21 protein-coding genes and 1 tRNA gene are annotated in these 22,201 nt (G+C 45.7%); 13 read left to right on the plus strand and 9 right to left on the minus strand.

Annotated features, from left to right (window positions below):
• Positions 1 to 104: 104 nt before the first annotated feature.
• On the plus strand, positions 105 to 2,558 hold the full coding sequence (locus tag J7529_RS07065; protein ID WP_318728403.1) for a pentapeptide repeat-containing protein: 2,454 nt from the start codon (positions 105 to 107) through the stop codon (positions 2,556 to 2,558).
• An 84-nt stretch (positions 2,559 to 2,642) separates the two neighbouring features.
• Complete coding sequence (gene rsgA, locus J7529_RS07070) at positions 2,643 to 3,707, plus strand: ribosome small subunit-dependent GTPase A (protein ID WP_318728404.1); 1,065 nt, start codon at positions 2,643 to 2,645, stop codon at positions 3,705 to 3,707.
• A gap of 152 nt (positions 3,708 to 3,859) precedes the next feature.
• On the opposite strand, the gene J7529_RS07075 is transcribed toward rsgA, so the two are convergent.
• The gene (locus J7529_RS07075) at positions 3,860 to 4,789 is read right to left on the minus strand and encodes an exopolyphosphatase (RefSeq protein ID WP_318728405.1); all 930 of its coding nucleotides are present in this window, start codon (positions 4,787 to 4,789) and stop codon (positions 3,860 to 3,862) included.
• A gap of 116 nt (positions 4,790 to 4,905) precedes the next feature.
• Here J7529_RS07075 and J7529_RS07080 point away from each other — a divergent pair, with 116 nt between their 5' ends.
• Positions 4,906 to 5,178, plus strand: coding sequence for a hypothetical protein (locus J7529_RS07080; RefSeq protein ID WP_318728406.1), 273 nt, complete (start codon positions 4,906 to 4,908; stop codon positions 5,176 to 5,178).
• 77 nt (positions 5,179 to 5,255) lie between these two features.
• Here the strand turns inward: J7529_RS07080 and rnhA are convergent, their stop codons facing one another.
• Complete coding sequence (gene rnhA, locus J7529_RS07085) at positions 5,256 to 6,116, minus strand: ribonuclease HI (protein WP_271944209.1); 861 nt, start codon at positions 6,114 to 6,116, stop codon at positions 5,256 to 5,258.
• Between the two features lie 97 nt (positions 6,117 to 6,213).
• Between rnhA and J7529_RS07090 the strand changes: the two genes are divergently transcribed.
• The 4 genes from J7529_RS07090 to J7529_RS07105 all read left to right on the plus strand — a co-directional run bounded on the left by J7529_RS07090 (position 6,214) and on the right by J7529_RS07105 (position 9,867).
• Positions 6,214 to 6,492 carry a DUF3493 domain-containing protein gene (locus J7529_RS07090; protein WP_271944207.1) on the plus strand — a complete coding sequence of 93 codons (279 nt, stop codon included), beginning with the start codon at positions 6,214 to 6,216 and terminating at the stop codon, positions 6,490 to 6,492.
• A gap of 114 nt (positions 6,493 to 6,606) precedes the next feature.
• The gene (gene hpnH / locus J7529_RS07095; RefSeq protein WP_271944205.1) at positions 6,607 to 7,629 is read left to right on the plus strand and encodes an adenosyl-hopene transferase HpnH; all 1,023 of its coding nucleotides are present in this window, start codon (positions 6,607 to 6,609) and stop codon (positions 7,627 to 7,629) included.
• A 31-nt stretch (positions 7,630 to 7,660) separates the two neighbouring features.
• Positions 7,661 to 8,596 carry a formylglycine-generating enzyme family protein gene (locus tag J7529_RS07100; protein ID WP_318728407.1) on the plus strand — a complete coding sequence of 312 codons (936 nt, stop codon included), beginning with the start codon at positions 7,661 to 7,663 and terminating at the stop codon, positions 8,594 to 8,596.
• A 65-nt stretch (positions 8,597 to 8,661) separates the two neighbouring features.
• Positions 8,662 to 9,867 carry a glutathione S-transferase family protein gene (locus tag J7529_RS07105; protein ID WP_318728408.1) on the plus strand — a complete coding sequence of 402 codons (1,206 nt, stop codon included), beginning with the start codon at positions 8,662 to 8,664 and terminating at the stop codon, positions 9,865 to 9,867.
• Here J7529_RS07105 and J7529_RS07110 read toward each other — a convergent pair.
• The 3 genes from J7529_RS07110 to J7529_RS07120 form a co-directional block, all read right to left on the minus strand.
• Positions 9,864 to 10,154 carry a hypothetical protein gene (locus tag J7529_RS07110; RefSeq protein ID WP_318728409.1) on the minus strand — a complete coding sequence of 97 codons (291 nt, stop codon included), beginning with the start codon at positions 10,152 to 10,154 and terminating at the stop codon, positions 9,864 to 9,866. The two genes, J7529_RS07105 and J7529_RS07110, sit on opposite strands and share 4 nt — an antisense overlap.
• 21 nt (positions 10,155 to 10,175) lie before the next feature.
• Positions 10,176 to 11,204: an ABC transporter permease gene (locus J7529_RS07115; RefSeq protein ID WP_318728410.1), complete on the minus strand. Its 1,029-nt coding sequence runs from the start codon at positions 11,202 to 11,204 to the stop codon at positions 10,176 to 10,178.
• A gap of 95 nt (positions 11,205 to 11,299) precedes the next feature.
• Positions 11,300 to 11,845 (minus strand): adenine phosphoribosyltransferase, encoded by a 546-nt coding sequence (locus tag J7529_RS07120; RefSeq protein WP_318728411.1) that lies wholly within the window; start codon positions 11,843 to 11,845, stop codon positions 11,300 to 11,302.
• Positions 11,846 to 12,173: 328 nt separating this feature from the next.
• Between J7529_RS07120 and J7529_RS07125 the strand changes: the two genes are divergently transcribed.
• The 4 genes from J7529_RS07125 to J7529_RS07140 all read left to right on the plus strand — a co-directional run bounded on the left by J7529_RS07125 (position 12,174) and on the right by J7529_RS07140 (position 14,726).
• On the plus strand, positions 12,174 to 12,779 hold the full coding sequence (locus tag J7529_RS07125) for a DUF3038 domain-containing protein (protein ID WP_318728412.1): 606 nt from the start codon (positions 12,174 to 12,176) through the stop codon (positions 12,777 to 12,779).
• On the plus strand, positions 12,776 to 14,251 hold the full coding sequence (locus J7529_RS07130) for a DUF4335 domain-containing protein (protein WP_318728413.1): 1,476 nt from the start codon (positions 12,776 to 12,778) through the stop codon (positions 14,249 to 14,251). The genes J7529_RS07125 and J7529_RS07130 overlap by 4 nt, the downstream gene beginning before the upstream one ends.
• Positions 14,252 to 14,266: 15 nt before the next feature.
• On the plus strand, positions 14,267 to 14,512 hold the full coding sequence (locus J7529_RS07135) for a hypothetical protein (RefSeq protein WP_318728414.1): 246 nt from the start codon (positions 14,267 to 14,269) through the stop codon (positions 14,510 to 14,512).
• Between the two features lie 141 nt (positions 14,513 to 14,653).
• A tRNA-Glu gene (locus J7529_RS07140) sits at positions 14,654 to 14,726 on the plus strand.
• A 148-nt stretch (positions 14,727 to 14,874) separates the two neighbouring features.
• Here the strand turns inward: J7529_RS07140 and petJ are convergent.
• The 4 genes from petJ to J7529_RS07160 all read right to left on the minus strand — a co-directional run bounded on the left by petJ (position 14,875) and on the right by J7529_RS07160 (position 19,400).
• Positions 14,875 to 15,207, minus strand: a complete 333-nt coding sequence (petJ, locus tag J7529_RS07145; protein WP_271944188.1) for a cytochrome c6 PetJ — start codon at positions 15,205 to 15,207, stop codon at positions 14,875 to 14,877.
• Positions 15,208 to 15,313: 106 nt separating this feature from the next.
• Positions 15,314 to 17,131 carry a ribonuclease J gene (locus tag J7529_RS07150; protein WP_318728415.1) on the minus strand — a complete coding sequence of 606 codons (1,818 nt, stop codon included), beginning with the start codon at positions 17,129 to 17,131 and terminating at the stop codon, positions 15,314 to 15,316.
• A 289-nt stretch (positions 17,132 to 17,420) separates the two neighbouring features.
• Entirely contained in the window at positions 17,421 to 18,305 is an 885-nt protein-coding gene (gene dapA, locus J7529_RS07155) for a 4-hydroxy-tetrahydrodipicolinate synthase (protein WP_318728416.1), read from the minus strand.
• A gap of 51 nt (positions 18,306 to 18,356) precedes the next feature.
• Entirely contained in the window at positions 18,357 to 19,400 is a 1,044-nt protein-coding gene (locus tag J7529_RS07160; protein ID WP_318728417.1) for an aspartate-semialdehyde dehydrogenase, read from the minus strand.
• Between the two features lie 520 nt (positions 19,401 to 19,920).
• On the opposite strand from J7529_RS07160, the gene tig reads away from it, so the two are divergent.
• Together tig and clpP are read left to right on the plus strand one after the other, a co-directional pair.
• Positions 19,921 to 21,336, plus strand: a complete 1,416-nt coding sequence (gene tig / locus J7529_RS07165; RefSeq protein ID WP_413038830.1) for a trigger factor — start codon at positions 19,921 to 19,923, stop codon at positions 21,334 to 21,336.
• 175 nt (positions 21,337 to 21,511) lie between these two features.
• Complete coding sequence (clpP, locus tag J7529_RS07170; protein ID WP_390890057.1) at positions 21,512 to 22,198, plus strand: ATP-dependent Clp endopeptidase proteolytic subunit ClpP; 687 nt, start codon at positions 21,512 to 21,514, stop codon at positions 22,196 to 22,198.
• Positions 22,199 to 22,201 lie beyond the last annotated feature (3 nt).

The following is a 22,201-nucleotide window of genomic DNA, read 5'->3' on the forward strand; positions in this document are numbered from 1 at the left end:
ACTCGGTGGCGCTTTGAGCTATTCTAGCTATCGTTAAAAACCGTCATTAATGTACCTCATAGCAGAGGAAACTGCTGTATCTAAAGATTTCATGTAACTGAGCCATGGGGAAGGGGCAGTTTATTACCACTGAATTTACTGGAAATGGAGGAGAGCGAGGGGAGTTTCGGGTATGGGAAAGGGTTCAGGATGTGTTTGGCGACAGATCCTGTCTTGCCTATTGGCGCTATCCTCTGTTTTCTGCCCAAGGAAAACACCGCAAAGAGCCGGATATTCTGATTCTCGATCGCCAATTGGGAATCGTTGTCATTGAGGTGAAGTCTTTACGGATTCACCAAATCGCCCAAATTACCGGTCATCGTTGGCACTATCAAGGATTTTATCAGAAAACCGGATCGCCCTATCAACAAGCCGAGCAGCAGGTTTGGGCGATTCTGAGATTGTGCGAGCGAGAACCCGGGTTAACGTCTTGTCTGATGAGTCGGGCGATCGTTGCCCTACCTTATATTACCCAAGAACAGTGGCACGAGAAGCAATTCGATCGCCTCATTTCGGCTCCTCCTATTCTGTTTGAAAACCATCTGCGCTTAACTGCCATTGCCCAATTTTGCGATCGCGTTAAAAACATCAGTCCCCTAACTCCAGGCACCTCCCTAAGCGAACAGCAATGGCAACTTTTGCTGTCCTTAATGAGTGGTACTCCCATTTTTCAACCTAATTCCAGTAACCGATGGCGCTTATATCCTTCTCCCAGTCGCGCCGAAATTTTAGCCCAAGCCAGGCAGCAGTTTTCCCAACTTGATTTAGCCCAGGAAACTCTCGCCAAAACTATTCCGCCTGGAGTGCAACGAATTCGCGGTATTGCCGGATCGGGGAAAACGGTAATTCTCTGCCAAAAAGCAGCTCACATGCACTTGAAACATCGAGATTGGAAAATCGCGATCGTCTTCTTTAGCCGCAGTCTTTACCAAACGATTACCGAGCAACTCGATCGCTGGTTACTCCATTTTAGTGAGGGGCAAGTCAGCTATTCTTCCCGCAACCGAAATCTGCGCGTTTTTCACGGTTGGGGAGCCAAAGGACAACCCGGTTTTTATCGCTTTTTATCTCGTCTGTCTGGAGTCTCTCCTCGCACCGTTTCTGATGCCTTACGATCTGCGCCACATGAAGCGTTAGCTGAGGTGTGTATTGACCTTCTCCGTCGAGGAAAAATACCCCAAGTTTTTGATGCAATTTTTATAGATGAGGGGCAGGATTTCTTAGTCCAAGATAGCATCAAATTTGAACAAAAGCAACCCTTTTATTGGTTAGCTTACCAGTCTCTGCGCTCTTGCAATCCCTTATATCCAGAGCAACGGCGTTTGATTTGGACAATGGATGAATATCAACATCTCGATCCCCAACAGATGACAACTGTTCTCGATTTATTTGGCGCGGAGTTAGGACATCTTTTAAATGGCTCTCATTTAGGGAATATTGCCAAAACCGAAATCCTCTGTAAATCCTATCGTACTCCGGCGCAAGTGTTAAGGGTTGCCTATGGCATTACGATGGGCATTTTTCGCCCCCAAGGATGTTTAACTCAGTTGTGTCAAAAATCCGATTGGCAAGCCCTAGGATTTAAAGTGGAGGGAGAACTATTACCTGGAAAATCGATTACCCTCACTCGTCCGTTTGATACCGATCTCAATCCAGTCAGTCAGTTAGACTCATCAGCGCTGATTGAGTTTCAAGCTTATGAATCGCGCCAGGAAGAATTAGCGAATCTGGGTTATCATTTAAGGCAAAACTTACGCCAGGATGGACTAAAACCAAGTCGGGATATTTTGGTCATTCTTTTGGGGTCTCGAATTCAGACGCGCCAACTGGAGCCAATGGTGGTTGAGGTACTCTTTAGACAGGGGATAGATGTCTATCTTCCTGGACAAAAGCAGGATTCTGGCTCAAAGAATAGTTTTTGGAGTGAAGGTTGCGTGACGGTTTCATCAATTGAGAAAGCAAAGGGAAATGAGGCAGACATGGTTTACGCGATCGCCCTGGATCATATTGCCCAAGATGAGAGCAATTTATCCCTCAGAAATCACCTATTTATTGCCTTAACTCGCACCAGAGCTTGGGTTACAATTAGTGGAGTGGGGAACTATCCGCTTTATCAAGAACTGTATCAACTTCTGCGATCAGAAAATTCCCTCACATTTACCCTCCCAAAACACTCTCAGCGCTCTCTTTCCATCACCGATATCAGCGAAGTAATCGATCGCTACACAGCCGGCGATCGAAACTTCCAAGGCATGAACCTCAAAGGCTCTCATTTACCGGGAATCAACCTATCCCAAGCCAACTTTATCCGCACCGAATTCCAGGAATCCAACCTAGAAAACGCCCAACTTCAAGGCACTAAATTTATCTTTGCTAATTTAAGCCAAACCAACCTCAGAGGCGCGAATTTAAGGCAAGCCAAACTCATGGGAGCCAACTTGTCTGATGCTCAGTTAGAGGGCGCTGATTTAACCCATGCAGACTTAAGCGATGCCAATTTAAACGGAGCGCAATTCTAACCCTTTAGTTCTTCAAGATATATCATGCTAATTTATCGTATAATTTCAGGGTTAGGAATAACAAAAAAAGACATCAATCTAATTATGGACGATCTGAAAAGCCTCGGGTATGATGACTGGTTTAAGAGTCAAGTGGATGATGAAATGATTGCTGCTCACGATGTTGCACGGGTAGTTTCTGTACATAAAGACAGCTATACTGTGACGAAGGGAGAGAAAGAGATATTTGCTGAATTATCAGGAAATTTTCTTTACCGTACCGAGTTAGCATACGACCTTCCGACTACTGGTGATTGGGTATATGCCGATTTCTTCGATAATGATAGCCATGCCATTATATATGGTGTTTTCCCAAGAAAGACTCTGCTACAGAGAAAGACGGCTGGAAAGGAAGTAAATTTTCAGTCGATAGCTGCAAATATTGATGTTGCTTTCATTATTCAATCTTTGAATGAGAATTTTAATCTACGAAGGCTCGAGCGCTATCTGGTTATGGTCAATGAAAGTGGAATTGAGCCTATTATTCTTCTCAGTAAATGCGATCTGATCTCCAAGGAAGAGATAGATAAAATAAAGAAAAAAGTTCTGAGTATTGCTCCTCACACTCTTGCGATGGAGTTTAGCAATTTAAATCCGGATAATATCGATTCAGTTATTGGCTTGTTAAAGAAAGAATGTTCATATTGCTTGCTAGGATCTTCTGGTGTCGGTAAAACAACTTTACTTAATCGCATCATAGGAATTGAAAAATATGAAACACAACCCGTAAGCAAAATACAGAGCAAAGGGCGACATACGACAACCACCCGTCAATTAGTTTGCCTCGAAAGTGGAGCGATGATAATAGATACCCCAGGAATGAGAGAGCTTGGTAGTCTGTCTGTAGATGAGGGACTCGATGAAACCTTCTCAGAAATTGTAGAGCTTTCGCAAAGCTGCAAATTTTCTAACTGTTCTCATACTCATGAAAAAGGTTGTGCCATTCTTACTGCTATAGAAGCTGGAGATCTGTCCGAACAACGTTATCAAAATTATATGAAGATGAAAAAAGAGTCGGAATTCAATCAAATGTCTTATCTTGAAAAACGACAAAAAGATAAGAGTTTTTCAAAAATGATCAAATCAGTGATGAAAAATAAGAAGAGGTAATCCCCTGCTCGTTCTAAATCCGGACAATCTGCTAAAACTTTAGGAAGGCGAACATTTCTAAAATATCAGTGGCGCGAATTGGTATCCCTCTCCAGTGAAAGAAGGGTTGGGAGAGAGACGTAATACTCCCATTACCCGCGTGTAGCATTATGCTAGGTATTCTGAAGTTTATCGATTAATTCAGCCTTGATTTCTTCCGCCTTGTCATTATCAATTTGACAAGTCCCCGCATTCGCATGGCCTCCCCCTCCATGTTGTAGCATCAATTCACCAATATTGAGAGTTGAAGTCTTATTCAGAATCGATTTACCCACTGCAAAAACGGTATTTTGCTGTTTCAATCCCCACATAATATGCATGGAAATATTACACTCAGGATATTGGGCATAAATCATAAACCGATTCCCGGCATAAATCGTTTCTTCGTTCCGCAGGTCGATCGCCACTAATTTACCATAAGCTTGGGAACAACGTTTTAATTGTTGCTTAAATTGTTCCTGCTGATGTCGATAGAGGTTGACTCGCTCTTGCACATCGGGGAGGGCTAAAATTTCCTCAATCGTGTGAGATTTACAATAATCGATCAATTCCATCATCAATTGATAATTGGAGATTCTAAACTCCTTAAATCTGCCTAAGCCGGTGCGGGCATCCATGATAAAATTGAGCAGAACCCAATCGGTAGGATCGAGAATTTCTTCGGCAGAAAACTGGGCAGAGTCGGCTTTATCCACTGCCGTCATCATCTCTTCAGAAATATCAGTAAACTTGTCTTTTCCACCATAATAGTTATAAACCACTCGTGAGGCCGAAGGGGCATCGGGATCGATAATATAATTCTCCGGTTGAGAGGTGTTGCGTATGGTTTCACTCAAATGGTGATCGAAAACCAAGTGCGCTCCTGGAACATAGGGTAAATTGGTGGTAATATCGCGATCGCTAATCTCGACTTTGCCATCCTGCATATCTTTAGGATGGACAAACTTAATCTCATCAATCAAATTCAGCTCTTTGAGGAGAACCCCACAGACCAACCCATCAAAATCACTGCGAGTGACTAACCGGTATTGTGCATCAACCATGATCAACCTCTTCATTCAACAACAAGCTTTCATCTACCAGGGACTCTGGGAGAATCATCAAGTATAGTCGAGTATAGTATAGTCAATAGCTGTGCTATCAACCCAATCAGAAACCCATGAGACTCTGGATTAGCTGTTTTGTCCTTCTATTAGTGTTAGCTGAAATCTTTCAACAGCTCAAAGCGCTATCAGTTCCCCTTCCTGTCTTTATTGTTGCGGGGGGACTATTGGCTATTGCCTCTAATTTTGAGCAAGTACGTCAATGGACGCAAAAGCAGACTCCTCAACCCAAAACCGTCTCATCTGAACCCACGGAAGCTATCGATGCGATCGATGTTACGAGCTACGAAATAGTTGATGCACCGCCCGATGGGGGGATAGGGGGTTAGCGGGACACTACAGAGGGGAGGCAAGGGGCTGGAGGCCCCTTGTCAAGGGCATCTTCATCGAGATATGGCCTCAGAATCTAATCCACTCTCTCAAGTTGCCATAGGATTTGATTTCCCTCACGTCGAACCCTCGAAACCACCCAGTTTCGCCAAACCCAGTGATCGCCGCGACTGGTAACCGCACTAGCGTTGACATCCATTAAGTCTGCCAACTCCGAGCTAGTAATTAAATAAGCGTGACTGGCAATTTCGTCAGCAATGCGTAAGGTTTCGATTAGATTTCGCAGTTGTCCAACCCGTACATCACGGGGTAAATTCTCCGTGTTTTCGGAGGACGTAGGATTGGAAGGGGCATTTACATCTGTCATGCTACCGTTTAAAGCAACATCCGTGGATTGTAGCGCGTTCTGCCCATTTAGGGGAGAAAGACTTGATCGCTTTTGGGTTTCTAAAGCTTGTTTTAAGGCGGGAGAGCGACCTGTGGCAAAGGCTTTGGCGATCTCATCACAACGTTCATTATCGCGATCGCCCGTATGAGCTGGCACATATTCCCACAACACCATCTTAGAATTTAACTGATCTAAACTTTCCCACAAATCCTGATTTTGTACCGGTTTTCCTTGGGACGTTTTCCAGCCTTTATTTTTCCAGCCTCGAATCCATTGGGTAATTCCCTTACGCACATAGTCACTATCCGTAAAGACCGTCACCGCTTCGGTTTGTCCCGAAGCCACCACTAACCTTAATCCGGCGATCGCTCCCTGCAACTCCATCCGATTATTCGTCGTATCCGCCTCCGATCCCCCCATTTCATAAATGGAGCCATCTGTAAAATTGACCAGCACAGCCCATCCTCCTGGCCCGGGATTTCCTAAACACGCTCCATCGGTGTAAACACTCTTAACTTTACGTTCAGATTCCATTAATTGTTCAAACATCTCGATTTAAACCTAGACTTTCTACTATACTCTGGTTTTCCTGGCCCTAAGCCATCTCCATGGTAGAATTTTCCCAGACTTTTTAGCATCAAAACCCATGCCGTCCGATTCTCCTCGATCCAAAAGCAGCCGCAAATCTTCCCTAAGTCCAGAAAAATATGCTCGCCTCAAAGCTGAAGCCAAAGCACCTTATCGGGGATTACGTCAATTTATTTACGCCACCTTTGCCACATCCGGTTTAATCGGAGCCTTCATTTTCCTCGCTAAACTCGCTTCAGGAGAAGATCTCAGCACCACTTTAGGCAACCTAGCTCTACAAATTGGTGTAGTTGCCCTCATGGTGTGGCTCTTTCGTCTAGAAAATCGAAAAATATAGTACTTCGCGCGGTAATTAGGTAATTGGGTAATGAGTAATAGGAAGATTGCAGAAATCAGGAACTTTCAACTATACTAAATCCCCAGATAACCCGTTACCGTAAGAGGAGCCATTATGGCCATTGCCCTACAACAAGCCATTGAAGTCGGAAAATATTTAGTCACCCAAAGACTATTAGGACGGAAAAAATTCCCCCTAGTCTTAATGCTTGAACCCCTATTTCGATGCAATTTAGCCTGTTCCGGATGTGGAAAAATCCAGCATCCTAAAGAAATTCTCAAACAACATCTTACCCCAGAAGAATGCTTTGCTGCCGTCGAAGAATGTGGTGCGCCCGTAGTTTCCATTCCTGGAGGCGAACCTCTCTTACACCCACAAATTGTGGAAATTGTCAAGGGATTAATTGAGCGCAGAAAATTTATTTATTTATGCACCAATGGATTATTACTGGAGAAATATTTAAACCGGTTTCAGCCCTCCCCCTATTTAACCTTGAGTGTTCACCTTGATGGCTTACAGGAACAACACGATCGCTGTGTAGACCGTGAAGGCGTGTTTGATATAGCCGTACAAGCAATTCGCGCGGCTAAAGCCAAAGGATTTCGCGTCACCACCAACACCACAGTCTTTGAGGGTGCTGACCCCCAAGAGATACAAAAATTCTTTGACTTTCTCGCCACCTTAAACATTGATGGGATGATGATTTCTCCCGGTTATAGTTATGCCTGGGCCCCCGATCAAGACCATTTCCTGAAACGGGAACAAACCAAAGCGCTATTTCGGGAAATTCTTGCTCCGTTCAAAGCCGGTCAAAAAGCTTGGAATTTTAACCATAATCCCCTATTTTTAGATTTTCTCCTGGGTGAAAAAGACTATGACTGTACCCCTTGGGGAAGTCCCAGCTATAGCGTTTTAGGTTGGCAAAAGCCCTGTTATTTGCTTAATGAAGGCTATTATCAAAGCTTCCAAGAATTACTGGATAATACAGATTGGGACCGATATGGTCATCGCAGTGGCAATCCTAAATGTGCTGATTGCATGGTACATTGTGGCTATGAACCTACTGCTGCCGTTGATGCTTTAGATCCAAAGAATATGGGCCGCTCTTTTGGTTCTCTCTTTGGTATGGCCCGGTAAGTTCTACGTGCTGGTCATAGGTAATGGGTCATTGGTAGAACCTCAACTGTCTTTATTCGAGTTTGAAACCGTTACGGTGAACCATCAAGGAAAAATCATTGAGCGGGAAACTCGGCAAGCAAAATATTACCGAGAAGATTTAGGAGAAGGCATCTTTTTGGATATGGTGGAGATCGCGGGTGGAACCTTTCTCATGGGATACCAGGAAAAACTCCAGCACTCCGTCAGCTTACCCCCGTTCTACATGGGTAAATTTCAAATCACTCAGGCCCAATGGTTTAGGGTAGCGTCCTTTCCCCCAATACATCGCTCCCTAAACCCCGATCCTTCCAGTTTCAAAGGAGAAAACCGACCTGTAGAAAGTGTTTCCTGGTTAGAGTGTCAGGAATTTTGCGCCCGACTGTGCCAATACACTGGAAAATCCTATCGCTTACCGTCCGAAGCCGAATGGGAATATGCTTGTCGTGCAGGAACAGTGACTCCTTTTCATTGCGGTGAAACCCTGACTGCCGAGCTGGCTAATTATGATGCCAGCTATAGTTACGGGGAAGCTCCCAAAGGTCAATGTCTTTATAAAACCTTACCCGTCGGCAGTTTTCCTGCCAATGGATGGGGGTTATACGATATGCATGGAAACCTATGGGAGTGGTGTGAAGATCGCTGGCAGGATAATGATCTCGATAACAGTCTCGATTGTCCCACCGAGGGGAGCGATCGCGTCATACGTGGGGGGTCTTGGATGATTTATCCTTGGGCTTGTCGAAGTGCCCATCGTCGCTCTTCTCCACTGTATTATGCCAGTTATGGCATTAAACAAGAATTTAAAAAGAATAGATGGCCGCGTCTGTGGTCATGGCTTGGGTTCAAAAATAGCATCCCAGTTCAACCGGAGTCGAGTAGTAATACGATGGAAGCGAAACCAGAAGTTAGGCTCAATACTATTGGTGTGCGGGTCGTGGGTCTCTGATCGCTGACAAATAACAGCGCTATATTGAATAGGATTATCCTTCCTGTTATTTTTATCATCCGCCCATGAGTGTCTTAACCTGGACAGAACTAGAATCGCTCACTCATTTTACGATCGATCGAGTCAATGGCCCGACCAATGCCCAATCCAATTTACGCCTATTTGGTCACTCGGAATCGGATGTGCGGGTTACACTCTATCGAGATCATCATGCTTGGTGTCCCTATTGCCAAAAGGTATGGTTATGGCTAGAGGAAAAACAGATTCCTTATCGTATCCGCAAAGTAACCATGTTCTGCTATGGCAAAAAAGAACAGTGGTATAAAGAAAAAGTGCGATCGGGAATGCTTCCGGCGATCGAGTTGGACGGCCAATTGATTACCGAAAGTGATGATATTTTAATGGCCTTAGAACAGGCGTTTGGCCCCCTGAACGGTGCCGGGATGGAGGATTCCCAGGTGATCCCCCTGCGCAGACTAGAACGGTTACTGTTTCGGGCCTGGTGTAGTTGGCTGTGCTATCCGAGGAGATCGCCCCGTGATGACCAACGGCACAAAGAAAAATTTATTAGTGTAGTTGCCGACGTAGAACAGGCTCTGAGCCGTATGCCTGGCCCCTATTTCCTAGAGGATTTTGGCACGGTGGATATCATTTTCACGCCCTATGTTGAGCGGATGAACGCGAGTTTGTACTACTACAAAGGGTATTGCCTGCGCAAGGAAAATCCCCATTTTTCCAACTGGTTTGATGCCATGGAAACTCGCCCAACCTATAGAGGAACCCAAAGCGATTTTCATACCCATGCCCATGATTTACCTCCACAAATGGGTGGCTGTTACCCAAATGAGGAACTGGAAACTCAGGAGAATCAGAAACGGGTGGATAGTGGCCCTTGGTTGGGATTGCCAGATGTAACCTATCCAGAGCCGGAAACCTCCCGAGAAGAAGCTCTTCACCGAGTGCTGAAGCATCGTCAGAATATTATTCAAGTGAATCCCGCCGACGATCACCTGTTTGATGAAGCGCTGCGTTGTGCTTTAACCTACTTGATTAAGGGAGAGAAGTGTCCCCCACCATCAGGATCGGATATCGGATTACGTTATTTGCGCGATCGCATTAGTGTTCCGAGGGATATGTCGATTTATGCCGCTAAACGGTTACGGGAAGCCTTAGAAAGTACCGCAGCGCTAGTGGGTGATGGCGAAGGGACTCCCCTTTCGGTGCGCGATCGTCGCGATCAAGACCCGACTCAATTCAACCCCACGAGCTAATTGTCAAGAGAAGACTCTCGTGCCATAAATTCTACCCTAGGAATTAAGGGATCTTGAACTAATCCAATGCCCCGATAGCCCCATCGATTGAGTAGAGCGTTTAGCTGGGAACCAACTAACGATTCAACGGTAAATTGATGGGAAATATCGGGGGCATGGGTATTGAGATAACTGTAGGCTTCAAAATCTTGTTGGAACAGTAACAGATAGTTTTGATCTCCTAAACGAGCCGTGATATATTGACCGTCATTTTGAGAGCGAATCAGATAATAGGTTTGAAAGGCCATAGGCGAAATAGGATGGATAATTTATTTGAGATCTTCTAAACGAATGCGAGGATCGGCAAACTTTAACATCAGATCGGCAATTAAATTGCCAATAATGAGCATCACTGCCCCCATCATCAGACTGGCCATAATTAAGTACAAATCCTGGGATTGGACAGCACTGAGAATTAAGCGCCCTAAACCCGGCCAGTTAAAGAAAAATTCGGTGATAAAAGAACCACTTAATAAGGTGGCAAATTCAAAACCTAAAAGAGTGATCAGAGGATTAATGGCGTTGCGCAGAGCATGAACATAAATAACGCGATTTTCCGGTAAGCCTTTGGCGCGGGCAGTGCGGATATAATCTTGGCGCAAAACGTCTAAAAATTGTCCTCTTGTGAGGCGCTGGAGTCCAGCAAATCCGGTAATACTGAGGGCTAATACGGGTAAGATCATATGCCAACCAATATCAAGAATTTTGCCCACTAAAGTTAAGTCAGAAAAATAGATGCTCGTCATGTCTCCGACGGGTAAAAGAGGGGAAACACTTTGGGCAAAAAAGAGCAAGGCAAGGGCGGTAATAAAACTGGGAAATCCTTGCCCAATATAGCTGAGAACTCGCAGACTTTGATCGAGTTTGGTATTTTGTTTGAGGGCAGCAACAATACCTAATGGAAGGGCGATCGCCCAGTTAATCACCAGAGATATAATAGCTAACAACAGGGTATTGGCCATGCGCTCCCAGAGCAGGGAAGCAACAGAGCGCTGATAGACAAAACTCTGACCAAAATCTCCGTATCTAAAGATACTCCAGAGCCAGCGAAAATACTGTTGATAGGCAGGTTTATCTAAGCCAAATTGTTGGGAGAGTTGTTCCAGGGTTTCGGGGGAAATTTGGGGATTTTGGCGCAGGGTATCGATATAGTTGCCAGGGGCAAGTTGAATAATGGTAAAGCTTAAGGCAGAGGCTAATAAAAGGGTGATTAAGCCTTGTAATACCCGTTTGCTGATGTAGAGGAAGACTTCATTACCAAAAAGTCCCCGGAGATTGTAGGAGAGGGTAGAGTTCATGGATTGGAGTGGGGGAATGGGGGAGTGGGGAGATGAGGAGATAGGGGGATGGGGAAATACGGGGACACTGCGATCTCCTATTCCCTATTACCCATCTAGTATTGGATTAAGCTAGAAATCGGGACATTGGGGAGGTTTTTACGTCCTTCGAGAGCTTCTAATTCAATCACAAAGACAAATCCGGCTAAGACTGCTCCGGCTTGCTCTACCAGTTTTGCCGTGGCTTGCGCGGTTCCCCCAGTAGCGATTAAATCATCAACGACGACGACGCGATCGCGACAGCGATGCGGAGCATTATCGCCCCCTTGCAGGGCATCTTGATGCATTTCCAACTGATCTTGACCATATTCGAGATCGTAACTGACTTGATAAACCGGGGCGGGTAGCTTTTTCGGCTTGCGGACTGGAATAAAACCACAATTCAATTGATACGCTACTGCTGTGCCAAAGATAAATCCCCGTGACTCCATTCCCAGGATATAGTCTGGCGAAAGCTCATCACAGCGTTGAGCCAATAAATCAATCGTTGAGCGAAACCCTTCGGGGTGCTTCAACAGTGTGGTAATATCGCGAAACAAAATCCCCGGTTTAGGAAAATCGGGAATATCCCGAATCAGAGTCTGAATCTCTTGAATATCCATGATCTAAATATTATTTCTGTGCTTATCAGGTTATCAGAACCAATGCTTCCCAATCCTACCTGATTCCTAGAACAAGGGAGAAGACAGCGATCGCCTCTAAAGGTTAATCTAGAACAAAGGGTGAGCGATCCGGTAATATGCACTTAGCATCCCAGATTGACTCATATGAGTATTAGCGATCGTGTTCCCCTTTGATGGTCTGATTAACCCCTGTCCTCTTTTACCCGGTTCATTACGTCATCAGAGATCCTGATCGTGCGTCCTTGAAGTTGAACAGTTCACCACAAGGGCAGTATCTAACACGATTTGAATGTTTCTTGAGAACCCAATGCAAACCAACAGTCCACCCCTCAATACCACTCCCTTAATTCTGGAGAACTTGGTCGATCCCCCTCTCAATTCCCCAGAATGTCCCCGTCGTACTCGCTGGCATCTCGATCTGATTCTACTAGCTCTTGAAGCTCTAGATTTAGGGGGATCGGAAGCCATGCTCGCTACCTCCAAAACCCTCCAACTTCAAGAGATCATTCAAAATCGTGTTAGCCTATGGCGCTTACGCAGCACTAATCCCTTTCGCCGTGCCCATATGCGTCGTTCTCTGAGTATAGAAGAAGCTAAGGCATTAGTGGCGATCGCCGCTACCCTCGCCCGCAAACGCACGGTCCTCATCCGTCAACTGCTCGTTGCCTACGATCAACTGCAAGAAAGACACCTTTCCGTAGAACACCATTTTCGGCTCTCCGAATACCTCGATCGCTTCCGGGCCCATTTCCGCTCGCGCATGAACCTCCAACGTTCTGCCCTCACCCAATACCAAAATGATCGAGCCTTAAATGAACTCGGTGTATCTCTACTAAGCCAACTCCTATTTTGTACCGGAACCAAAGGAATGCAACGATTGTGGATTAGCCTATTTGATGGAGAAGTGGTATGAGTATCGAACGTCAATACAATTTACCCAACTGCAACTTAACCCTCTGGGGATGGAGTGAGGCTAATGAAGGCAGTTCCTTAGATTTTCAGCCCCTTTCCATGTTAAGTAATGTGGAATGCCAAATTGCTGGAGTCAAATTAACTGGGGGAAAAGAATTTTTTGAAAGCCTCGTGTGGGCAGTTAGCCACTATGCCCAAGAAGTCCTCAGTGGGGTGTCCTATCCCCAAGAGCATCTTCCCGGGCCAAAATGGATACACTTAGAAAAACTCAACGGCCATTACCATCGCCTATGCATTAATACGAAGACTCCCGATCCGGCTGCGACCTCTCCCAACCCTCCAGAAGTTAAATTAAGTGATGTCCAGCTCTTTGACCTAGTAGAAGCCGTCGATCAATTTTTTGCCGATACCCAAACCTTGCCGAGCCTTTCCTGGTCTCTAGCTCCCACTCCTAAGCGCTATGTACAAGCCACCATTCCAGGGCCTCAACGAGCTGCTCCCGCTGCCCTAGGAGTCGTCGGTTTGGCGGTTGCAGCCGGCTTATTTCTGATTATGCCCATACCCAACATTGAACGGCCGGAGACCCTGGAGGAAGTTGAACCCCATGGTGCCTCCGAGTCTGAAGACTCTGGTGAACCTCCCTCTCCTTCCCCAAATACCGATCAAAGCGATCGAGAACCAAATGGAGAGACAGCCCTAACGGTTTCCGACTCGACTACCACTAATCCTTTAACTACTGGGCGGACTTCTTCACGGCCGACGATTGAAGATATCGATACTTTAGTCGAACGCCGACCCTCAATTACCGATGCAACAGAAATAGGGACTTTAAATCGAAGATTGCATGAAGATATTGACCGGGCTTGGCAAAGTCGCGAAGATTTAGAAAGAGATTTAACCTATCGAGTGGCCGTAGGGCAAGATGGGGCAATTTTGGGATATCGAGGGACAGATGAAGCCATGATTCCCCAAGATGACCAACTGACTCCCTTGTTAGAGTTAGCTTATATTCCGACCGATGAAGGAGGAGCAGAAGCGGAGTCGATTGCTGAGTTTAAAGTTGTCTTTCGCCAAAAAGGGGTAGTTGAGGTCAGTCCTTGGAAGGGCTTTCCGCCCGGATCTCAAAGTTTAGGCCCGGAAATTACCGATCCGTTTTTACTAGAAAATTTAAATCAGGAACTCTATAACCAAATTGATCGAGTGCGGATTCGGGAAGCCGATTTCCCCACAGAACTCAATTATCGAGTAGCCGTGCAACCAGACGGTGAAATTGCTGATTATGAAGCCCTGAATCAAGCGGCATTTGATTATTTAGATCGGACTCCTCTACCGAGTTTATTAGAGGTCACCCAAAACAGCCGTTCTGAAGAGCCAGAAAGTTCTGACGAGCCTTTAGCCCAGTTTAAGGTGGTGTTTACGCCGGAAGGGATTTTACAGGTGAGTCCTTGGCGGGGATATTATGGGGTCAACTGAGTGCATGATGTTGGTATGGCTAACAACTTCCACTTAATCGATCTAGTTGGGCAACGAGAAGCAGTTAGAGAGCATCTCCAGGGGTTTACAGAAGAGGAGATGCTTACATGGCTAAAGGCTTATGGGCGCTTGGAAGAGTATTACAATAGTGCCGCCAGTCACCAAGTCTACATTTTTACTTCTACTGTTGGCAGAGAAGCGAGTTTTTTCTTCCGTCAAGGTCAAATGATCTTCATCGGTGACCATTGTACTTTTGTCTGAAGAGAAGAATTTTTGCTTCAAGTGACAGAACAAAGATAATCATTCACTTGTAAGATCCTCCCCACTCCCTCTAAAAAAATTCTCACTGGGGGTTGACATATCGAAAAACCTTAGTTATGATAATTAAGGTGAATAAATCAAGCCCCCATCGTCTAGAGGCCTAGGACACCTCCCTTTCACGGAGGCGACAGGGATTCGAATTCCCTTGGGGGTATACCAATTAAAGCTTGTAGGAGTGAGAAACTAATTTCTCACTCCTACAAGCTTTTAAACCACACGATCGCCTAAGACTAACTGATGTATTCTTTTAATGAGTTTCTAAAAACAGGATGCGATCTCAATCAACACCCTGTTTGGAGTGGTTACCAGCCTTTTTCAGCTTGCTCTAAAACATAAGCTGACACATCTTCAATTTGCTGGTCATTCAATTTACCCAAGAAACGAGGCATAGCAGCTTTCCCATTGCTTACCTGAGTAACAATTGCCTCTAGAGTATTCATTCCATATTTCTCTAAATCAGCTTTACTCAAAGTTTTAGTGGGGTTAACCAAGTTTTTACCACCCGCATGACAAGCAGCACAATTGGCAGAAAATACGCCTGCGCCAGCCCCTGCATCACCAGCGAGGGCAGGTGTGGACAGAGAAAAGGAAAGGATTGCGATCGCCGCAATAATCCAAGATAGCAGTTTTTTCACAGTGTTCTCCAGTAATAAACCCAACAGCATCGGGAATAAACCGTATCATTATAAGACAAAAGGGGAGTTTGGTAAAACTCCCCTTGCTTCAGGTAATTACTGTTGCTTAAGAAGCTACTTGGGCTGATCTCCGGGGACGGGTACGCCGATTTTTCAGGGGTACACCATCAGCTTGAGGAGTCGTTTTAGAACCATTCTCTTGGGGTTTGAGATCCCCAGGAAGATCTTCGGGGGTTTGCACCAGTAAGACAAGTAACGGATTACTCCGCAATTCTCTTCTCAGGAGTCGGTTTAAATCGTGTTCGATTTCTTGTTGCAAGCGATGGAAACTGACATCCAACTGTCCTTTACCAAAAGAGCGCACAAACTCTGACCAGCGATTATCTAAGGTGGTTTGTATCGATTGGGCGATCGCATCCTCTAAATACCGTTGTTTCAAGGACGTTACCACACCCCGCAAATGTACCATGGGACGGTTGGCTAATTTCCCTTCCCAATTCACACCAGCAGCCACTGTAATCACCCCATCTTCAGCTAACTGTTGCCGTTCTTTGAGGACTTGTTCATGGAGGATACCCGCATTATCGACCAAAGCCACACCAGAGGACACTTTACCAGCAATTTCAATGGAATTCTCGGTCAGCTCAATCATATCGCCATTATCGACAATCACCATATTTTCTTCGGGAATGCCCATACTTTTGGCCGTTTGCCCATGTTTAATTAACATCCGGTGTTCCCCATGAACCGGGATAAAGAACTTCGGACGAGTTAAAGCTAACATCAGCTTATGGTCTTCTTGACATCCATGACCGGAAACATGAATGCCTTGATTTTTGCCATAGACCACATTCGCCCCTTGTTTCATCAATTGGTCAATGGTGTTCACGACGGCAATAGTATTACCCGGAATGGGGTTAGCCGAGAAGACCACCGTATCTCCCTGGCGAATTTTAACTTGTCGATGTTCTTGTTTAGCAATCCGAGTTAGAGCCGATAAGGGTTCCCCCTGAGATCCAGTGGTCAGGATCAGCACTTTTTCATCTGGCAAGTTGCGAATGGCATGTAGGGGTTGCAGCAGCTCATCGGGACATTTTACATATCCCAAGTTGCGAGCATGGGCAATGACATTCAGCATGGAGCGCCCTAAAACTGAAACTACTCGATTATGTTTTTGCGCCAGTTGCAGGATAATATTCACCCGATGCACGGAGGAGGCAAAGGTCGTGACTAAAATCCGTCCCGCAGCTTGGGAAAACACCCGGTCGAGGTTGGGAATGGTGGAACTTTCTGATGCCGTAAATCCGGGCACTTCAGCATTCGTGGAATCACTCATGAGGCACAATACGCCTTTTTCCCCATGTTCGGCCAGTTTCTGTAGGTCAAACAGTTCTCCATCCACAGGAGTATGATCGATTTTGAAGTCTCCAGAATGGATAATGACACCGAGGGGAGTATGGATGGCAACTGTAAAGCTGTCGGCCATGGAGTGGGTGTTACGGATAAATTCTACGACAAAGTTTTTCCCTACCCGTACCATATCTCTGGGGCCGACGGTTCTCAATTCAGTGCGATCGCTCACTCCTGCTTCTTCGAGTTTACCTTCCAATAGGGCCATCGCTAACCGGGGGCCGTAAATCACGGGAATGTCAAACTGTTTCAGATGATAGGCAATACCACCAATATGGTCTTCATGGCCGTGGGTGACAATCATGCCTTTGATGCGATCGCGATTTTCCCGCAAATATGATATATCCGGCAAGACAATATTGACCCCATGCATCCCATCAGTGGGAAAGGCTAATCCAGCATCGAGTAATATAATTTCGTCTTCATACTCAAAGACGCAGGTGTTTTTGCCAATTTCATGCAAGCCTCCCAGGGGAATAATTTTGATTGCAGACTTTTGATTCTTTCTAACCATAATTTTTCGAGTTTAGTGTGACAGATGTATGGGCTAAGTTCAGTTGCACTTAGCCTTAAATGTGATTCAAGTGACAGCAATTTCTGCTGTCGCGGACATGAAATGCGCTGCGCTAAGGTACGGGATCAAAGGTTCACACTTTGAGTACCAGAAGCTCTTGCCTTTTTCCTAGCGCTTTGCGCTCTAAGAGACATTTCAATCACTTTTTTTCCTAACCAATGGGGTGCTTATAGTGGGGATTGCCTCCCGTTTTTAGGTCAATTTTTAACTCTATTCCTGATCCAACAGCTCAGTTTAAACCCAACTGATTCAAGACATTTTTCAATTCTGCTTGAATGGAGTCTGGGGCTTCTACTAAGGGTAAACGTAACTGGCCAACCGGCCATCCTTGAAGAGCCAGTGCAGCTTTAATTGGAATTGGGTTAGTTGTCAGAAACAGAGCCTTAAAGAGGGGAAAAAGTTTCAAATGAATTGCCGTTGCTTGTTGGGTCTTTCCCATTTCAAAGCACTGAATCATCTCTTGCAATTCCTTACCCACTAGGTGAGAGGCTACACTGACCACACCTTGCCCACCGACCGAGAGCATGGGTAAAGTTAGGGAATCATCTCCAGAATAGATATCAAACTCAGGGGGAACCAGTTGGCGAATAAGACTAACTTGATCGAGTTTCCCACTGGCTTCTTTAATGCCGACGATATTCGGAATTTCTGCTAAACGGGCTACAGTTTCTGGGGGCATGTTTTGCCCGGTTCGTCCAGGAATATTGTACAGCAAAAGAGAAATATCGGGGCAAGCTTTGGCGATCGCCTTAAAATGCTGATAAAGTCCTTCTGCGGGAGGTTTATTGTAATAGGGAACCACTTGCAATGAGCCATCTAAGCCCAATTCCATCGCTTTTTGGGTCGCTGAAATCGCCTCTGAGGTTGAATTCGATCCCGTTCCGGCAATTACTTTGGCTCTACCTACAACAGCTTGTTTTACCACCCGGAACAATTCATGTTCTTCCTCCCAAGTTAGGGTAGGGGATTCCCCCGTTGTACCACAAACAACCAGGCTATCACTACCATTGTCCACCAAATGAACGGCCAACTCCTGTGCTACATCATAATTAACACTGCCATCAGCCGAGAATGGTGCGATCATCGCTGTCATTACTCGTCCAAAACTACTCACCCTTTTTATGCTCCTTTTTCTTTGATGCGCTTGATAATTTTTCGGTTCACTTTATTGACTTAATGCCACTTCACGGGGTTTAACCCAATCTCTTTCCACTAACAGTTCAGCAATTTGAACCGCGTTTAGAGCTGCTCCCTTACGAATTTGATCCCCACATAACCACAGTTCCAGCCCACAAGGATGGGATAAATCCTGACGAATTCTACCCACTAAAACCTCATCTTTACCCGTGGCTTCCATCGGCATGGGAAAATAATTGGCGCTCCAATCTTCAACCAGTTTCACCCCTGGAGCCGTTTGCAAGACTTCTCTGGCTTTTTCCACAGGGAAGGGTTGTTTAAATTCTAAGTTAATGGCCTCTGAGTGCGCTCTGAGTACAGGGACACGCACGCAGGTAGCGGACACCCGCAAATCTTGAGCTGAAAAGATTTTCCGGGTTTCATTAACCATTTTCATCTCTTCCTGACAATAGCCTTCATCATTCAAGGGCGAATTGTGGGGAAATAGATTAAAGGCTAGGGGGTAGGGAAACAGTTCCGGTTTTGGATCTTGGCCATTAAGAATCTGCTGGGCCTGAATTTTCACCTCTTCCATAGCCCGTGCCCCTGCACCACTAGCCGATTGATAGGTCGCTGCGATCAGTCTCTCTACGGGTTGCACTTGATGCAACGGCCACACAGCTACCGTCATTAAAATCGTAGTGCAATTGGGATTAGCAATAATTCCTTGATGGGTCGCTGCCGCTTCGGGATTGACCTCGGGAACCACTAGGGGGACTTCAGGAACCATGCGAAATGCACTGGAGTTATCAATGACCACTGCACCTGCTGCCACCGCTTTCGGGGCCCAAGTTTTGGAGATTGAACCTCCGGCTGAGGCAAGTACCACATCTACTTGGTCGAAACATCCCTCTGCTACAGGTTCAACGGGCAGAGTTTCCCCTCTAAAGGATAGAGTACGCCCCGCTGACCGAGGAGAAGCCAAGAGTTTTAGGCTCTCTAGAGGGAAATTACGGGTTGCTAATAGGTCGATTAATTCGGTTCCAACTGCACCAGTGGCTCCCAGAATGGCAACTCTATAGGATTTTGGCAAAAGGTGATCCTCCTTGATTTTAAAACTTTAGCATTCAGGTTTAGACTATCTGGATTTTCTTAAAATTTCTGAATCGGGCACAAGATAAATAATATATAGAGCAAACTTTTAAGTTTTTTTTGGCGTTAGAACTTAGCTTACCGCATACTCGGCTCTGCTGAGAAGGATTTAATTTCCTCCATTCCTCTTTCACCAGAGCGCCCAGCGTACCATCTTCCAGATTCTAGCAGGTTAAGGCTGCTCTGGGCCAATTTCTGTTGACAACTTACAGCACTTTGCTTGCGTTATGAAACACAAGCTTGACTCCTCAAAGCTATGTACCACAACCCTATTCCCTATTTCCTATTCCCCAGCGCAAAGCGCTGTAGGACTTGTCAGACTTTTTTTGACAAGTTTTTGTTTTGATTCGGGTTGAATTGTCAACCCCCTATTATATAATACCATTGCGTGGTGTGTCAGGAGCTTGACCCTCCCCTTCACCGCCCGTGGCTCAATTCCCATTCAGTATACAGATCTAGTGATGAAAGTTACCCAGGAAAAATTGCCCGCCAGTCAAGTTGGTTTAGAAATTGAAGTGCCTGCCGAAGCATCAAAGGCTGCTTATGAGCAGGTAATTAAGGAATTTAGCCGTACCGCTAAGCTTCCTGGGTTTCGGAAAGGGAAAATTCCCCGCCATGTGCTGATCCAGCAATTGGGCAGTCAAAACCTGAAGGCGGCAGCCGTAGAAAAGTTAATCAAACAGTCCGTAGATGAGGCGATCGCCCAAGAAAAATTAGAAACCCTCGGCTCTCCCCAACTCAAGTCGGAATTTGATAGCCTCGTGAACCAATTTAAGCCCGGGGAAGCGATCACGTTTAATGCAGCCGTAGATGTGCCCCCAGAGCCGAAATTGGTGGAATACAAGGGCTTAAGTGTCAAAGCGGAAGAGATTAAACCCGATCCAGAAGCGGTCAATGAAGTCCTCAAGTCCGAACAAGAGAAGCGGGTGACTTTAATTCCCATTGAAGATCGCCCCTGCCAGCTTGGGGATGTGGCTGTGGTTGATTTTGTGGGTCGTCGAGTGGCAAAAGACGGGGAGGAAGTGCCAGAACCGGCAGAGATCCCAGGAGCGAGTGCCACTGACTTTCAGGTAGAAATGGAGTCAGATCGCTTTATTCCTGGCTTTATCGATGGTATGGTCGGAATGGAGCAGGGACAAACCAAAACCATTGCTGTCAAGTTCCCAGACGAGTATCCCCAAGAAGATATTGCCGGTCAGCCGGCTGAGTTTGAAATTACGCTGAAAGAGATTAAGGAAAAGGAACTACCAGAACTCGATGATGAGTTTGCTGAAGAGGTCAGTGAATTTGACACTCTAGAAGCCCTAACGACTTCCTTAACCGAGCGGTTTGCCAAGGAAGCAGAAGATAAAACCAAAACCAACAAACAACAGGCCCTAGTAGCCGCTCTGTTAGAAAAAGTGGAGGTAGAACTGCCGGAGAGCTTAATTGAAGACACGGTGACCCAACAGTTAACCCAAATGGCAATGCAGTTGGCCAATCAAGGGCTGGATATGAATAAAATCTTCACGCCTGAACAGATTCCTACATTTCGTCAAAATGCTCGCCCAGAAGCGATTAAAGCGATTCGAGAATCCCTGGCGATCGCCGAAATTGCCAAGCAACAATCCTTGCAGGCCGATGAATCCGAAATTCAAGCCAAAATGGATGATGTGCTAAAAACAGTCGAAGATCCCAAAGAGATTAACCGCGATCGCTTGAAAGAAATTGTCACCGAAGACTTAAATCGGGAAAAAGTCCTCGAATGGCTAGAAGCCAATGGCACAGTAGAATTAGTCGCTGAAGGGAGCCTAAACTCAGAAGAGACGAGTCCAGAGACAGAAAACCCAGAAACCCAACCCGAAGCTGAATCCTCAGAAATCAACGCTCCTAGCTAGGGTAGAACCAGCCAAATCTCCCCTAAAAGTTGAACAAGGGCTAACTTTTTTTGGGTTGACCTGCCAGAATGGGGGAGATTAAGGCATAATAAACCCAAGAGGTCAATTAGCCTAAAAATGACCCTAAAATAAACTAACCTCTAACTTGGAACTCAAATCTCTGAGAAACCCCATGATATTCCGATCTCAATCCCAGTATTCTTCTCCTGAAAGTTATAGCTCGCAAGACATCATTTCCTACCATCCCCAAGGGGTAATTCCCATGGTGGTTGAGCAGTCAGGTCGGGGAGAAAGAGCCTTTGATATCTATTCTCGACTCTTGCGAGAGCGGATTATCTTTCTGGGAACAGCGATCGATGATATGGTGGCTGACTCAGTCGTGGCCCAACTTCTTTTCCTAGAAGCAGAAGACCCAGAAAAAGACATTCAACTCTACATTAACTCCCCCGGTGGGTCGGTGACCGCAGGAATGGCAATGTATGATACTATTCAGCAAATCCGCCCCGATGTGGTCACTATCTGTTACGGATTAGCAGCAAGTATGGGAGCGTTTCTGTTAGCAGCAGGAACAGCCGCAAAACGAATGTCTTTACCTAACTCCCGGATCATGATCCACCAACCCCTGGGAGGGGCCCAAGGACAAGCGGTTGATATTGAAATTCAGGCTAAAGAAATTCTTTATCATAAGGAAACGTTAAATGGGCTATTGGCCCATCACACGGGTCAATCCCTAGAAAAAATTTCAGAAGATACAGAACGAGACTTTTTTATGTCTGCTGAGGAAGCGAAAACCTATGGTCTAATCGATCGGGTGATTACCCAACCCCAGTCCCATCCATCCGACTCCCACCCCACTGTTTAATCA

Source organism: Roseofilum sp. Guam (assembly GCF_017746735.1).
Lineage (GTDB): Bacteria > Cyanobacteriota > Cyanobacteriia > Cyanobacteriales > Desertifilaceae > Roseofilum > Roseofilum reptotaenium.